At 67.8% G+C, this 14,916-nt stretch carries 12 protein-coding genes and 1 pseudogene; 6 read left to right on the top strand and 7 right to left on the bottom strand.

The window, feature by feature from the left end:
* Both rph and murI read right to left on the bottom strand, forming a co-directional pair.
* A pseudogene (gene rph, locus Q0Z66_RS03900) lies at positions 1–227 on the bottom strand (ribonuclease PH); the annotation flags it as partial.
* Positions 220–1,089 carry a glutamate racemase gene (gene murI, locus Q0Z66_RS03895; protein WP_298037997.1) on the bottom strand — a complete coding sequence of 290 codons (870 nt, stop codon included), beginning with the start codon at positions 1,087–1,089 and terminating at the stop codon, positions 220–222. The pseudogene rph and the gene murI, both read right to left, overlap by 8 nt.
* Before the next feature lie 64 nt (positions 1,090–1,153).
* Here murI and Q0Z66_RS03890 point away from each other — a divergent pair, with 64 nt between their 5' ends.
* A complete protein-coding gene (locus tag Q0Z66_RS03890) occupies positions 1,154–2,479 on the top strand; it encodes a nicotinate phosphoribosyltransferase (RefSeq protein WP_298037994.1) in 1,326 nt (441 codons plus the stop codon).
* A gap of 12 nt (positions 2,480–2,491) precedes the next feature.
* Here the strand turns inward: Q0Z66_RS03890 and Q0Z66_RS03885 are convergent, their stop codons facing one another.
* The 3 genes from Q0Z66_RS03885 to Q0Z66_RS12490 are packed head-to-tail and all read right to left on the bottom strand — an operon-like array spanning position 2,492 to position 6,080.
* On the bottom strand, positions 2,492–2,758 hold the full coding sequence (locus Q0Z66_RS03885) for a DUF3039 domain-containing protein (protein ID WP_298037992.1): 267 nt from the start codon (positions 2,756–2,758) through the stop codon (positions 2,492–2,494).
* A 41-nt stretch (positions 2,759–2,799) separates the two neighbouring features.
* Positions 2,800–4,365, bottom strand: a complete 1,566-nt coding sequence (locus Q0Z66_RS03880; RefSeq protein WP_298037989.1) for a hypothetical protein — start codon at positions 4,363–4,365, stop codon at positions 2,800–2,802.
* Positions 4,341–6,080 (bottom strand): ABC transporter ATP-binding protein, encoded by a 1,740-nt coding sequence (locus tag Q0Z66_RS12490; protein ID WP_366938965.1) that lies wholly within the window; start codon positions 6,078–6,080, stop codon positions 4,341–4,343. The genes Q0Z66_RS03880 and Q0Z66_RS12490 overlap by 25 nt, the downstream gene beginning before the upstream one ends.
* A gap of 231 nt (positions 6,081–6,311) precedes the next feature.
* Here Q0Z66_RS12490 and Q0Z66_RS03870 point away from each other — a divergent pair, with 231 nt between their 5' ends.
* The 5 genes from Q0Z66_RS03870 to Q0Z66_RS03850 all read left to right on the top strand — a co-directional run bounded on the left by Q0Z66_RS03870 (position 6,312) and on the right by Q0Z66_RS03850 (position 10,355).
* Positions 6,312–7,004 carry an NTP transferase domain-containing protein gene (locus tag Q0Z66_RS03870; protein WP_298037987.1) on the top strand — a complete coding sequence of 231 codons (693 nt, stop codon included), beginning with the start codon at positions 6,312–6,314 and terminating at the stop codon, positions 7,002–7,004.
* A 100-nt stretch (positions 7,005–7,104) separates the two neighbouring features.
* On the top strand, positions 7,105–8,049 hold the full coding sequence (locus Q0Z66_RS03865; RefSeq protein WP_298037986.1) for a hypothetical protein: 945 nt from the start codon (positions 7,105–7,107) through the stop codon (positions 8,047–8,049).
* Between the two features lie 75 nt (positions 8,050–8,124).
* Positions 8,125–8,427, top strand: a complete 303-nt coding sequence (locus Q0Z66_RS03860; RefSeq protein WP_298037983.1) for a hypothetical protein — start codon at positions 8,125–8,127, stop codon at positions 8,425–8,427.
* Positions 8,428–8,544: 117 nt separating this feature from the next.
* Complete coding sequence (locus Q0Z66_RS03855) at positions 8,545–10,140, top strand: acyl-CoA carboxylase subunit beta (protein ID WP_298037981.1); 1,596 nt, start codon at positions 8,545–8,547, stop codon at positions 10,138–10,140.
* Positions 10,137–10,355: an acyl-CoA carboxylase subunit epsilon gene (locus Q0Z66_RS03850; RefSeq protein ID WP_298037979.1), complete on the top strand. Its 219-nt coding sequence runs from the start codon at positions 10,137–10,139 to the stop codon at positions 10,353–10,355. The genes Q0Z66_RS03855 and Q0Z66_RS03850 overlap by 4 nt, the downstream gene beginning before the upstream one ends.
* Positions 10,356–10,376: 21 nt before the next feature.
* Here Q0Z66_RS03850 and Q0Z66_RS03845 read toward each other — a convergent pair whose 3' ends face one another.
* Together Q0Z66_RS03845 and Q0Z66_RS03840 are read right to left on the bottom strand one after the other, a co-directional pair.
* A complete protein-coding gene (locus tag Q0Z66_RS03845) occupies positions 10,377–13,397 on the bottom strand; it encodes a glycoside hydrolase family 38 C-terminal domain-containing protein (protein ID WP_298037977.1) in 3,021 nt (1,006 codons plus the stop codon).
* A gap of 88 nt (positions 13,398–13,485) precedes the next feature.
* Positions 13,486–14,721 carry an ROK family transcriptional regulator gene (locus tag Q0Z66_RS03840; protein WP_366938964.1) on the bottom strand — a complete coding sequence of 412 codons (1,236 nt, stop codon included), beginning with the start codon at positions 14,719–14,721 and terminating at the stop codon, positions 13,486–13,488.
* Between the last annotated feature and the right edge of the window lie 195 nt (positions 14,722–14,916).

The raw sequence follows: 14,916 nt of genomic DNA, 5'->3' as shown, positions 1-14,916 counted from the left end.
CTGTTGGTCGCGCGGGGAAGCATGGAGTACTCGGCGGTGACCCAGCCCTTGCCCTTGCCGGTCAGCCAGCGCGGGACCCCATTGGTGAAGGATGCCGTGCACAGCACCTTCGTGCCGCCGAAGCTGATGAGTGCCGAGCCCTCCGCGTGGGCGCTCCAGCCGCGCTCGATCGTGATCTCGCGCAGCTGATCGATGGAGCGGCCGTCGGCGCGGACGATGTCAGTCATGGACTTCCTTCAGGTCGGTGATGCCGGCAGCGGCCAGCTCGGAAAGGTCGGGGAGCGTGATGACGCCGGTCTGCACGTGCTGCACATCGCGGATCTCGGATCCCATGAGCCGGTTGGCGAGGGCGGTGAACTCCTCGGTCGACTCGCCGGTCGCCTCATACACATAGGTGGCCCGGGCATCCGGCGGGGCGAGCAGATCGCCGCGTAGGAGCTGTCGGAACACGTCGCCGGCGGTCTCGTCGTCGCTGGAGACCAACGACACGCCCTCGCCCATGACGTAGCTGATCGCACCGCGCAGGAAGGGATAGTGCGTGCACCCGAGCACGAGCGTGTCGACGTCGGCCTCGCGAAGAGGTGCCAGGTACTCCTCGGCGACGGCGATGACCTCGGGGGTTCCGGTGATCCCGGCTTCGACGAACTCGACGAAGCGCGGGCATGCCGCGGTGAAGACCTGCAGGCGCTCATCGACTTCGAGCATGTCCTGGTAGGCGCGCGAGGCGATCGTGCCGATCGTGCCGATCACGCCGACGCGCCCGTTACGGGTCGTCGAGACCGCGCGGCGCACGGCGGGGCCGATGACCTCGACGACGGGGACGTCGTAGCGCTCGCGCGCATCGCGCAGCATGGCCGCGGATGCGGTGTTGCAGGCGATCACCAGCATCTTCACACCCTGGTCGACCAGGGTGTCGAGCACCTCGAGCGCGTAGCGCCGCACATCGGCGATCGGCTTGGGACCGTAGGGGGAATGCTGGGAGTCGCCGATGTAGACGAGAGACTCCTGCGGCAGCTGTGCGCGGATCGCCCGAGCGACCGTGAGTCCGCCGACACCGGAGTCGAAGATGCCGATCGGTGCCTCGTTCATGACTCACCAGCCTACCCTCCGCGCGATGTCACGAGACCCGCCACGCGCTCACTAGGCTGAGCACATGACCTCGTCGACGGCGCTGCTCACCGATCAATACGAACTCACGATGCTCGGCGCCGCCCTGCGCGATGGCACCGCCTCGCGTCCGAGCGTCTTCGAGCTCTTCTCGCGCCGGCTCTCCGGCGGCCGCCGCTTCGGCGTCGTCGCCGGCACCGGGCGCCTGCTGACGATGCTGCGCGACTTCCGCTTCGGCGAGGACGAGCTGCGCTTCCTCAGCGACGGCGGCATCGTCGACGCCGAGACCCTCCGCTATCTCGAGGACTACCGGTTCACCGGCACGATCCGCGGCTACCGCGAGGGCGAGCTGTACTTCCCCGGCTCCCCCATCCTCACGGTCGAGGGCTCCTTCGCCGATGCCGTCGTGCTCGAGACCCTCGCCCTGAGCGTGCTGAACCACGACTCGGCGGTCGCGACGGCGGCATCCCGCATGAGCATCGCCGCCGGTGAGCGCCCGCTCGCCGAGATGGGCTCGCGCCGCGCCGCCGAGCGCTCGGCGGTCGCGGCGGCCCGCGCCGCCTACATCGCCGGCTTCGGCGCAACGAGCAACCTCGAGGCCGGACGGCAGTGGGGCATCCCCACGATGGGCACCGCGGCGCACGCATGGACGCTGCTGCACGACAGCGAGGAGGAGGCCTTCCGCTCGCAGGTGGCCAGCCTCGGCATCGACACCACCCTGCTCGTCGACACCTATGACATCGCTCGTGGCGTCGAAACCGCGATCCGCGTCGCGGGCACCTCGCTCGGCGGCGTGCGGCTCGACTCGGGCGATCTTCCCACGGTCGCCGCGGCCGTGCGCACGCAGCTCGACGATCTCGGCGCCACCGGCACGAAGATCACCGTCACGAGCGACCTCGACGAGTACGCGATCGCCGCGCTGGCGGCTTCGCCGGTCGACGCCTACGGCGTCGGCACCTCGGTGGTCACCGGATCCGGTTATCCCACGGCGAGCATGGTCTACAAGATCGTCGCACGACAGGATGCCGCGGGCGGGTGGGTCGCCGTGGCGAAGAAATCCGCCGACAAGGGTTCGCAGGGCGGGCGCAAGGCCGCGTTCCGCACACTCGCCGGAGGCACCGCGACGGCCGAGACCATCGTCGTCTCGGATGGCTTCGAAGCTCTCGGCACGGCCGCCGAGCACCCGGAGTCCCGGGCTCTGCAGGTCGTGCTCGTCGACAACGGCGACATCGACGCCGCCTACGAAGGCGCGGCGGGGACGGCATCCGCCCGCGAGCACCACCTGCGCGTCCGCGAGGAGCTTCCCGTCCGGGCACTCGCCCTCAGCAAGTCCGACCCTGCGATCCCGACGGTCTACCTGGATCAGGAGTGATGCGCGTCGGCGTCAGCCGACCATCGACTCGTAGATCTCCTTGCACGTCGGGCAGATGGGGAACTTCTCGGGATCGCGTCCCGGTGTCCACTTCTTGCCGCACAGCGCGCGCACGGGACGCCCGCTGATCGCGGACTCGAGGATCTTGTCCTTCTTGACGTAGTGGCTGAAGCGCTCGTGGTCGCCGGGCTCGATGTTCTCCTCTTTGAGGAGTTCTTCAAGTTCACGATCGAGGGTTGCGATGCCGCCCTGATCGGGGCTGTCCAACGGAGTGCTCATGCGCCGAGTCTATCCGCCCGGGGACACCGCAGGGCGGCGGTTCACGCCGTCTCGACGAACTCCATCAGCCGTTCGCCGCTGCGATCGTAGATCCGGCCGCCGATGACGGCGCCCGCGGCGAGGACGAGCACACCGGTTCCGAGTCCCACCCAGAACGTCAGCGGGTTGAAGACGCCGTCCTCGATGACCGTCAGGATGAACAGCCAGATCGTCGGCGCGCTGAAGATCAGCGAGCCGAGGAACGTGATCGCCGGCCCGTAGCCGCCGCGCGATGCAGCGCGCTGCGGCTGCTGGAAGGGGCTGTCTCCCGGACGCGAGACCGCATAGGGCGAGACGACGGAGAGAATGCTGGAGCAGCCGAGACCGGTGAGGAACAGGCTCGAGGCCAAACCGATCAGCGGCATCAGCAGATACCAGCTCTCGATGAGCGCCAGCGTCAACGGGACCGCGACGGCGAGCACGGGAAGTGCGACGAGGGCGATCGGGACGAGGCGCCCGAGCCGGTCGGCGAGGCCACGCACACCACTGGCCACGTGAAGCCACAGAGCCGTGGAGTCGTAGGCGACGTCGTTGTGCGGCAGCCAGCCGAAGAAGAGTGCCATGACGGGCACCGGCACGAGAGCGGCGATGTACAGCGGGACACCGGCGACGAGCAGCGGGAAGACCGTGAGCACACCGGCGATCGGCACGATGACGAAATTCACGATGTAGCGCCGATCGCGCAGCCAGTAGACGAGGCTGCGTGCGGCGATCGCGCCGAAGGCGTTCGAGGGCAGGACACCGTACCAGCCGAGACCGGTCCGCTCACGCGATGTGGCGGGTCGCTCGGTCATGGTGAGCAGTCGCTGCACGAGCAGGCTCCACAGCATCCACAGCGCGGCGAGCGTGACGAGCGCGACGATCCCGGCGCCCCATGCTCCCGCCGTATCGCCCTCGGCGATCGCGAGCGGGAACGAGGGAATCGCCCCGAGCGGCGTGAACCCGATGGTCTCGGTCGCCCGGTCGACGGCATCCGGAACCTGCCCGTCCCATTCAAGGGAGGCGAGGAATACGGCGACGGGGAATGCGATCACGACGACCGCGAGAACGAACAGCGTGGTCAGCTCCCGCGAGCGACGGCCCGGCAGAAGCAGCGCATTGAGCGCCATACCGATGCGGGCGGCGAGCGCGGAGGAGAGGAAGCCCACGACGGCGACGAGAACGGCGACGGGCGCCGGCGCGCCGACCTCCGTCAGCACGATCGCCAGGCAGACCGCCACGGCGAGGAGCGCGAAGGACGGCACGCTCACGAGCGAGGCCAGCGCCAGGATCCACGGCATCTGCTTCACATCGACGCCGAAGATCCCGAACTTTCGCGGATCGAGCTGATCCTGGGTTCCGGTGAGCACCGGACCGATGAGGAAGCCCAGCAGCGCCGCGGCGCCTCCGAGCACGATCACGGTCCGCGCGACCGATACCGGCGCATCGGCCAGGCTCAGCAGAGCGATGCAGACGGCGATGGTCGCGGCGATCAGAGCCAGCATGCCGACGACGGTGCGCACCGCTCGGTCGCCCCGTAGGGCGCCGAGCATGAGGGCGAGCCTCAGTCGGAGAACGTGTGCAGCCATTCCAGCCCCTCCACCTCTCCGATGCCGCCCGACAGCTCCACGAAGCGCGATTCGAGCGTCTGGCCCGCGCGGACCTCGTCGACCGTCCCCTCGGCCAGGACCTCTCCGTCGACGATGATCGCCACACGCGAGCAGACCCGCTCGACGAGGTCCATGCCATGGCTGGAGAGGATGACGGTTCCGCCGTGCGCGACGTAGGCGCGCAGGATGTCGAGGATGACCGCCGAGGAGACCGGGTCGACCGCTTCGAACGGCTCGTCGAGCACGAGCACGCGCGGCGAGTGGATCATGGCCCCGGCGAGCATGATCTTCTTGGTCATACCGGCCGAGTAGTCGGAGACGACGCGGCCGACGGCGTCGCCGAGATCGAAGGCGCGGATGAGGTCCGCCGTGCGCTTCTCGATGACGTCGGCGCTCAGGCTGCGCAGCAGACCGTAATAGCGCAGCAGTTGACGACCCGTCAGACGGTCGAAGGTGCGCAGGCGATCGGGCAGGACGCCCATGACGCGCTTGGCACCGAAGGAATCCTCCTTCTGGTCGATCCCGCACACGACGACCTGGCCGTCATCGGCGCGCAGGAGCCCGGCAAGGATCGACAGTGTGGTGGTCTTTCCCGCGCCGTTGGGCCCGACGATGCCGTAGAAGGATCCTGCGGGCACGGTGAGGTCGATGCCGTCGACCGCACGGTGGTCTCCGAACTCCTTCACGAGGCCGCGGATGACGACGGCGTCGGAGGCGGATGCCGGATCCGCCGTCTCCGTCACGGAGCCCGCGATCGCCTGGGCCGCGGCCTCGATGTCGTCGAGCTCGGTGCTCGCCTCGATCTCGCTCGCGTCGAGAACGGCCGTCGTGTCGGATTCGACGACGGTGAGCTCCTCGACGGGGTCCTCCGCCGGGGAGATGACGGCCTCGGCGGTCGAGGCAGCAGCATCGGCCGCCTTCTTCGCAACCGACTGCTTGCGCTTGCCTGAGCCGGACTTCTTCGCAGCGGGCTTCTTCTCCTCCGAGGTCGAGGATTCCTGCTCGTGCGCGATGTCTTCCGCCTGTGCGGTTTCTACAGCCTTCGCGACCTCCTCAGCCAGCTTCGCTTCCTCCGCGCGCCTCGCTTCTTCAGCCTGCTTCGCCTCTTCCGCGCGCTTCGCGTCCTCGAGCTTCGCGGCGTCCGCGGCCTTCTTCGCCTCTTCCGCCTTCTTCGCGGCGGCGATCTTGGCAGCGGCTGTCTTCGCCGCGGCCGTCTTCGCCGCCGTGTTCTTGGTGGCGGCGGCCTTCGTCGCCGTCTTCGCGGCAGCGGCCTTGACTGCGGTCGTCTTCGCCGCGGTGCTCTTCGCCGCGGCGGAGGTGCTTGCGGCCTTGGCCGCCGAGGTCTTCGCCGCGGCGCTCTTCGCCGCCGCAGTCTTCGCCGCGGGCGCCTTGGGCGCCGTGCTCTTGGACGCCGTGCTCTTCGCCGGCTCCGCGGTCTCGGTCGCCGTCTTCGCGGTCGTCGTCTTCTTGGTCGTCGTCTTCTTCGTCGCGGTCCGCGATGCCGTCGTCGTCGACGCGGTGCTCTTCGGCGCAGCCTTCTTCGCAGCCGGCTTCGCCGTGGTCTTCGCGGCGGTCTTCGCGGGCGCCGCCTTCTTCGTCGGCTGAGTCTTCTTCGCCGTGGATGCGGGGGCTTCGGCTGTGTCCGCCGTCACATCATCGGCAGGTTCGATCCGGTCATCAGGAGAAGCAGTCACCGTCTTACGGTATCAACGGCCCTGGTCTTTCTCCGGTCCAATCGACACAATTGGCTATGCGTGTTCGTCGGTTGTCTCCACCTGTGCGTCGGGTGTGTAGCTGATCACGAAATGGCAACAGAGGGGCCGCCCCCGGGTCGTTCCCAGCCCCCGTCGCTAGCATGAGGGCGGCACGAAGAAGTGTCTGGTCGATTAACCGGCCGTGAACACCGAAACTTTTTAGGAGTATTCGTGACTCTTCAAACCGTCATCCTCGCCGCAGGCATGGGCTCGCGCCTCGGCCGCTCGCTGCCCAAGCCGCTCACCGAGCTGAGCGACGGACGCAGCATCATGCAGCAGCAGCACGACAACATCCGTGCCGTGTTCGGCAGCGACGCACGCATCACAGCTGTTGTGGGCTACCGCGCCGAGACGATCATCGAGGCCTTCCCGTCGGCGAACTACGTGCACAACGAGCGCTATGACGAGACCAACACCTCTAAGAGCCTGCTGCGTGCCCTCGGCGCCACGGGCAAGGGCGGCGTGCTCTGGATGAACGGCGACGTCGTCTTCGACCCGCGCATCCTCGGACGCGCCATCGAGTTCATCGAGCGCGACCAGTCATTCGTGACCGTCAACACCTCCAAGGTCAGCGACGAAGAGGTGAAGTACACGGTCACGGCCGAGGGCTTCATCAATGAGTTGTCGAAGACCGTCACGGGCGGTCTCGGCGAGGCCGTGGGCATCAACTACATCTCCTCGACGCACAAGAAGGCGTTCATGCGCCAGCTGCAGCGCGTCGACGACCAGGACTACTTCGAGCGTGGCCTCGAGCTCGCGATCGCCGAGGACGGCCTGCTCCTCGAGCCGATGGACGTCTCCGACCTCTACGCCGTCGAGGTCGACTTCGCCGAGGACCTCGAGCGAGCGAACCTCTTCGTCTGATCATCGATCTGATCCGCTTCAAAAGCCGCCGGATGCTTCTTCCCGAAGCATCCGGCGGCTTTCTGCTTCTTCCCGGACTTCCGCCCGTAGTATCGCGATGATGGCCAAGAAGGTGCACAAGATCCACTCCCTCCCGGAAGACGCCCCGTGGGACAAGGGAGTGCCTCCCGTGGGTTCGCAGGAGCATCCTCTTGCGGTTCGCGGACTGGATCGCGTTCTGGCGATCCAGCGCCCGCTCGTGCTGGCCCATATCCGCAGCATCCGTCTGCGCAATCCGGATGCGACGCCCGAGCGTCTCATCCGCATTCTCGAGCGGCGATATCTCGCGGCTGTGACGACCGGTGGTGCGGCTGTGGGCGCCACGGCCGTCGTGCCCGGCATCGGCACGGGTGTCACGCTCGCTCTGTCGGGCGTGGAGACGCTGGGGTTCCTCGAATCGACGGCGCTGTTCGCGCAGTCCGTCGCCGAGGTGCACGGCATCGCGATCGAGAATCCGGATCGTGCCCGGGCGCTGGTGATGACGCTCATGCTCGGCAAGGAGGGCGTCGATCTGGTGGGCCAGCTCGCCAAACAGGCGACCGGCGGCGGGGCGTCCCGCTCGTCATACTGGGGCGAGATGGTGACGAAGTCGTTGCCGCGTGCGGCGGTCGGCCCGGTCGTCGATCAGCTCAAGACCCGGTTCGTCAAGCACTTCGCGGCTTCGGGCGGGGCGTCCGTCATCGGCAAGGCGCTCCCCTTCGGCGTGGGCGCCGCGGTCGGCGGAGCGGGCAACCATCTGCTCGGTCGGCGCGTACTGACGACCTCTCATCGCGCCTTCGGCGCAGCGCCCGCTGTTCTTCCCCCTTCGCTCGAGCCGGTCGAGGGTGCCCAGAAGATCGAGATGCGGATGCTGCGCGGGGCGCGCCAGGTCGGCGGTGCCTTCCTCGGAGCTGCGGAGAACCTCGGCCGCGGGGCAGCGTGGGCCGGGCGTCGCGCCGGAGAGATCGGGCGGGTGCGGCGAACGCCAAAGGAGCTCGACTCCTCCTCCACAGACGACGCCTCCTGAGCGGTTCTCCCCCGCCCACACCGGGGCGGCGCGGAACAGCGCCGTGACGTCGGAGATCGCTCCTAGCGTGGCCGCATGCTTCGACCGATCGACCCGACCGATATCCCTCCTCCGCCCGCCTACCGGGTGCCGTGGCGCATCGTGCGCACGGACCCTGCCCACCCCGTCGTGAGCAACGACTCGGCTGAGAGCGCGGACTTCGTGCGGGTGTTCCGCAGCGATCCGGGAGAGTGTTCGACGCAGTGGTGGGGGCAGATGCTGCCGACCGAGAACATGGAGCTGTGCCTGTGCACCGCCGACCTCGTTCAGGTGGTGGTCACGATCGCCTGGTTCCGCCCGAGCGACGGCCAGGAATACGTGTGGAAGTTCGTCGGATGACGAGGCCAGCCGACTTCTCGTCGGCGCAGTTCGCGACGGAAGAGTGACGCTCCCGCCAAAGGATCGGACGACCCGTTGTGCGAGGCATCCAACGCAGGAATCATTCGCGCCGCTAGTGTGGAATCCGTGACGGACACCCCTGACCTCTCCACGACCGCCGGCAAGATCGCCGACCTCCGCGCGCGCTACAGCGAAGCGGTGGTCGGCGCCGAGACGAAGGCGAAGGAGAAGCAGCACGCCAAGGGCAAGATGACCGCCCGCGAGCGCATCGAACTCCTCGTCGACCCGGGCAGCTTCGTCGAGTTCGACGAATACGTGCGCCACCGCACCACCGCCTTCGGCATGGACCGCAACCGGCCGTACGGCGACTCCGTCGTCACCGGAACCGGCACGATCCACGGCCGCACCGTCGCCGTCTACTCGCAGGACTTCACCACCTTCGGCGGCTCGCTCGGCGAGGTCTCCGGCGACAAGATCATCAAGATCATGGAGTTCGCGCTCCAGGGCGGCATGCCGATCATCGGCATCCTCGACTCGGGTGGAGCCCGCATCCAGGAGGGCGTGCTGGCCCTCAGCAAGTACGGCGAGATCTTCCGCCTCAACACGCGCTCCTCGGGCGTCATCCCGCAGATCTCCATCATCATGGGCCCGGCCGCCGGCGGCGCCGTCTACGGTCCCGCCCTTACCGACTTCGTCATCATGGTCGACAAGACCAGCCAGATGTTCGTCACCGGCCCCGACGTCATCAAGACCGTCACCGGCGAGGACGTCGGCATGGAGGAGCTCGGCGGAGCCCTCACCCACAACACCCGCTCGGGCGTCGCGCACTACCTCGCCGATGACGAGGACGATGCGATCGACTACGCGCGCACCCTGCTCGGGCACCTCCCCGACAACAACCTCTCGGATGCTCCCGACTACACGAGCGCCTTCGAGTGGGAGACGACCGACTCCGACCGTGTCATGAACACGATCATCCCCGACTCGGCGAACCAGCCCTACGACATCCACACCGTCATCGACCACGTGATCGACGACGACTTCCTCGAGGTGCAGCCGCTGTTCGCCCCGAACATCGTCATCGGCTTCGGCCGCATCGAAGGACGCTCGGTCGGCATCATCGCCAACCAGCCCTCGCAGATGGCCGGAACGCTCAACATCGAGGCCGGCGAGAAGGCCAGCCGCTTCGTGCGCTTCTGCGACGCGTTCTCCATCCCGATCGTCACCCTCGTCGACGTGCCCGGCTACCTGCCCGGCACCGACCAGGAGTGGACCGGCGTCATCCGCCGCGGCGCGAAGCTCATCTACGCCTACGCCGAGGCCACCGTGCCCATGGTCACGGTGATCCTGCGCAAGGCGTACGGCGGCGCATACATCGTCATGGGCTCCAAGCAGCTCGGCGCCGACGTCAACCTCGCCTGGCCCACCGCCGAGATCGCGGTCATGGGCGGCCAGGGAGCGGTCAACATCCTCTACCGCGGCGAGATCCGCAAGGCCGAGGAGAACGGCGAAGACGTCGCCGCTGTGCGCAGCAAGCTCGCCGCCGAATACACGTACGGCGTCACCTCGCCCTTCCTCGCCGCCGAACGCGGCGAGATCGACGGCATCATCGAACCCGCCAACACCCGCGTCGCCATCGCGAAGGCTCTGCGGTCCCTCCGCGGCAAGCGCCAGGAGCTGCCGCCGAAGAAGCACGGGAACATCCCGCTGTGACCGAGCCCGACAAGACCCCCGACGTTCGTCTCATCCGCGGAAACGCGAATGAGGAGGAGATCGCCGCGCTCATCGCCGTCGTCACCGACGCTTATGAGCGAGAGGCGGCAGCCGCCGTCATCGACGAGCCGGTCGTCTCCGCATGGGATCGCACCCGCAGGCCCCTGCGCACGCCGGTTCGCCGGGACATCCCCTGGGGACGCTTCTCCGGCTGAGCGGATGCTCTCAGCAGGCGCTCAACGATCCGCGAGGCGCGGGTTCGTGAAGCGGAGCGTCATGATCTGGAACGGGCGCAGGGACAGCGAGACGTCGCGCGCCGTCGCCGACACGATCGTGCCGTCGTCGGCGCTCCTTTCGAGCACATCGCTCTCGATGACCTCGTCGAACGCGAATCCGGTGGACAAGCTCACCACCGCCCGGCCGCCGTGCACCTCGTAGAGCCGCACGATCAGGTCCCCGCTTCGATCCTCGGCCAGCTTCACCGCCTCGACGATCACGGCGTCCGTCGACAGCGTGACGAGAGGCTCCACCGGGCGGGCCCCGCGCACGGCGCGCGGAGGAAGATTCAACCGGTACCCCTCCTCGACAGCATCCGCGATGCCGGCATCCGGCCGAACACTGACACGGAACGTGTGCTCGCCCTGGTCCGCCTCCGGATCGGGATACAGCGGCGCACGCAGCAACGACAGCCGCACCACCGTCATGCTCCCCCCGCCTGAGCGCGGTGCCCGGGCGATGTCATGGCCATAGGTGGCATCGTTCGCCACCGCGACTCCGAAGCCGCTCTCCCCCACATGCACCCAGCGGTGCGCCACGGTCTCGAAACGCGCCATGTCCCACGAGGTATTGGCGTGCGTCGGCCGGTGCACATGACCGAACTGGATCTCCGACGCCGCCCGCTCCGCATGCACATCCAGGGGGAAGGCCAGCTTCAGCAGCTTCTGCCGCTCATGCCAGTCGACCGTCGTCTCGATGTCCAGAGCCTGCGCGCCCGCCTCGAGGGTGAGGGTCTGCGTGATCCGCGTGGCCCCCCGGCCGCGGATCACGCAGACGATAGCCGCGGTGGGATGCGGGACGATCGCGACGGACTCCGCCTCGACCAGGTCGATGACATGGCGGCGGTAGTTCTCGTCGATGTCCCAGGCGTCCCACTGCGCAGGCGTATCGCGGTGCAGCTGAAGCAGATTCCCCTTCTCTCCCGGCGCGATCGCATTGCGTCCGCTCGGTCGGCCGATGAGCGCGGTCACGAGACCCGCGTCATCGATCCTGACCTCCAGGTGCTCATTCATCAGCACGATCCCATCGGCCGTGCGCACCGCACGAGCAGGGGAAACGGCATCCGGCGACCGACGGGAGACCGACATCCCCGCGGCTCCTCCCCGCGCCAGCGGCCCGGCATTCGCGACGAGCTCGACCTCGCCCTCGCCCACGAGCTCGCTCAGCGCTTCCTTGCTGAGCGCCTCCGTCTGCTCGAGAACCTCCGCATAACGCTGCTCGGCCTCACGGTGCACCCAACCGATCGACGTGCCGGGCAGGATGTCATGGAACTGGTGCAGCAGCACGCTCTCCCACAGGCACCGGAAATCGTCATAGGGGTACGGCGCGCCGCGCAGCGCCGCCATCGTCGCCCACAGCTCCGCCGTGCGCAGCTCATGCTCGCTGCGCCGATTACCGCGCTTCATGCGCGCCTGCGACGTGTACGTGCCGCGATGGAACTCGAGATACATCTCGCCCGACCACACGGGCGGATTCGGATACTCCGCCTCCGCCGCCGTGAAGAACCGCTCCGGGCTCGACAACTCGACCTGCGGCGACCCCTCCAGCGAGCGCAGCCGCGCGGCCGCCGCCAGCATCTCGCGGTTCGGCCCGCCACCGCCATCGCCGTACCCGAAGGGCACGAGCGAGGTGTTCGCCTCCCCCTTCTCCGCATACTGCCGCTCGGCGCGAGCCAGATCCGCCGAGGAGAGATCCGACGAGTACGTATCGACCGGAGGGAAATGCGTGAAGATGCGCGACCCGTCCAGGCCTTCCCACCAGAACGTGTGGTGCGGCATCCGATTCGTCTCATTCCACGACATCTTCTGCGTCAGCATCCAGCGTGCCCCGGCCGAGCGCGCGATCTGCGGGAGCGCCGCGGAATAGCCGAATGAATCCGGCAGCCAGACTTCCTGCGTCGACACGCCGAACTCCTCATCGAAGAAGCGCGACCCGTGCAGGAACTGGCGTACGAGCGACTCCCCGCCGGGAAGGTTCGTGTCGCACTCGACCCACATGCCTCCGACGGGGACGAAGCGCCCGGCGGCCACGGCCCCGCTCACCCGTTCGAACAGTTCGGGCTGGGCCTGCTTCAGCCAGGCGTACTGCTGAGCGGAGGATGCAGCGAAGACGAAATCATGCTCCTGCTGCAGCGACAGCACGTTGGAGAAGGTGCGCGCGATCTTGCGCTGCGTCTCGCGCACCGGCCACAACCAGGCCGAATCGATGTGCGCATGACCGATGGCATGAACCCGATGGGCGGAGCCGGATGCCTCGGAGGCGAGCACTCGCGCGAGCGCCGCCCGCGCGTCCGATGCGCTGCCGGAGATGTCGTCCGGGTTGGCGGCGTCGACCATGCGCTCCAGCGCGCGGAGGATCTCCGCGCGCCGGGTCGATTCGGCCGGCAGCTCGTCCACCACTCCGAGGAGGACCGTGGCGTCCTGAAACAGCTCCCACACCGCGGTGTCGCGGATGGCGACATCGGCCCGGCGGAAAACATACAGCGGGTCCGTTCCCGCCGTCGCCGGGTCTCCCAGTGCGGTCGGACGGAATTCTCGGAAGCCCTCTGCCAGGTCGGGATTCGCCGCCGCCTCGAGATAGAACTCGAAGTCGCTGCCCGGCACGCCGTCCAGCGGCACGTGGGCATTGCGCGGCTCGATGGCCTTCACGATCGCCCCATCGGGGCGGTACACGGTGCCCTCGGCCTGGAAGCCGGGCTCGGCCGGAGTGAACCCGAGGTCTATGAGGAGCTCGGCGGGTGATGCTGCCGGTACCGTTCCCCGAAGCCGTATCCACGTCGTACCCCACGGCCGTCCCCAGCTCGTCCCGACGACGAAAGGTTCGTAGACCTTCTGCACTGCTTCAGAGAACGGTACCGGTTCCCCCGGCACCTCCCAACTCGCGAGAGTCAGCGGCGCGAGATCCATGTGCATGTTCGGGCGCAATCGCTCGGATATGAAGCGTCGGACGCGAGCTTCCCCGAGGGCGAACATGTCATGCATTCGGCAACGAACTCCAATGCGAGGTGATGACAGATAGTCAATCGATTGGATTTAACCCTGTCAAGACCATCTTTTGGATGGACGGGGTTCAAGAATCAAGGAGCAGTGCGGATGCTCGGGGCGTGAGGATCTCGTCGAGCACCAGGCACCCGGCCCCGATCGCCCCGACCTCCTCGCCGACAACTGTTCCCGACACCGGGAGACCACGAACCGCCCGCGTCGCGCTCTGCGCCTCCAGAAGCACCGGCAGCACCCGGAGCGCCGTGCGCTCCGCCCGGCTCCAGAACGGTCCGCCCAGCACGACCCGGTCGACATCCAGCATGTTCGTCAGGGACGAGACCAGCACCGAAAAATGCCCGATGGCCTCCTCGAGGATCCGCAGCGCGGGTTGCTCCCCCGCGTCGGCCTGCGCGCACAGCTGGGTGAAGCGCGCATCGACGACCGCGGGCGCATCCGCCTCGGGGGTTGCGCCGAAGAGCCCGGCGTGCTCGGCACGCTGCACGATCGCCGCGGGTGTGCAGACGACATCGACGCATCCGCGGCGGCCGCAGGCGCATGCCGGACCATCCGGATCGACGATGATGTGCCCGACCTCGCCGACATTCCGCGAAGCCCCCCGCACCACATCGCCGTCGATCACGAGCGCGGTGCCGATACCGCTGCCGAGATAGACGAAGAGGAACGATCCGCTCGAGGGATCATCGCCCCTCCACAGCTCGGCCACCGCCGCCGCCGTCGTGTCCTTTTCGAGCGTGACATCGATCCCGGTGGCCGCGGCCAGAGCGTCCCGCAACGGCACGCGATGCCAGGAGTGGAGTTTGGGCGGGTCGATCACCGTGCCCCGTTCGGCGTCCAGGGGCCCCGGCGCCGCGACGCCGATCCCGGCGACGTCATCAGTCGTGATGCCCGCCCCCCTGATCAGATCGGCGACACCATCGGCCATGGCCGTGATCAGCTGATCGGCAGTGCCCGGAGGCGTCCTGCGCGCATCATCGGCGATCACGGACCCTGCGAGGTCCAGGAGCACGAAGGTCATCGTCGTCGGATCCAGATGAACCCCGATCGACAACCGGCTCCCGGCGTTCAACCGCAGCGTCGTGCGCGGCTTCCCGGGGCCGCTGATCGTGCGGCCCGCCTCATCGATCAGACCATCGGCAATGAGACGACGGGTGATGTTCGTCACCGTCTGGGCCGAGAGCCCGGTCGTCTCCACGAGTTCGGTGCGGCTGAGCCCCTCACCCGAACGACGGATCGCCTCGAGGATCACGGACTGATTGAAGTCGCCCATCTTCGGCAGGTTCGTTCCGCGTCGGCGCAAAGTCACGCCCCCATCATGCCCCAGCGGGAGCGGATGCGCGGAAAAGAAATTTTGTCCCCCAAAATACCTACAGACATTGCTCTTGCGCTCGTGCAGACTGGCGTCAACGCCTCGCGTTCGTTCGGTCTCTCTGCCCCAGGGTAGGCAGACGAAGATCGACCAAAGCGGTCAGTTTTCGGGTAACTGATCGCACCTGGCGAG

The sequence above is a fragment of the uncultured Microbacterium sp. genome (genome assembly GCF_947632095.1).
Classification (GTDB): Bacteria; Actinomycetota; Actinomycetes; order Actinomycetales; family Microbacteriaceae; genus Microbacterium.
This window is presented reverse-complemented; position numbering and strand designations above follow the sequence as displayed.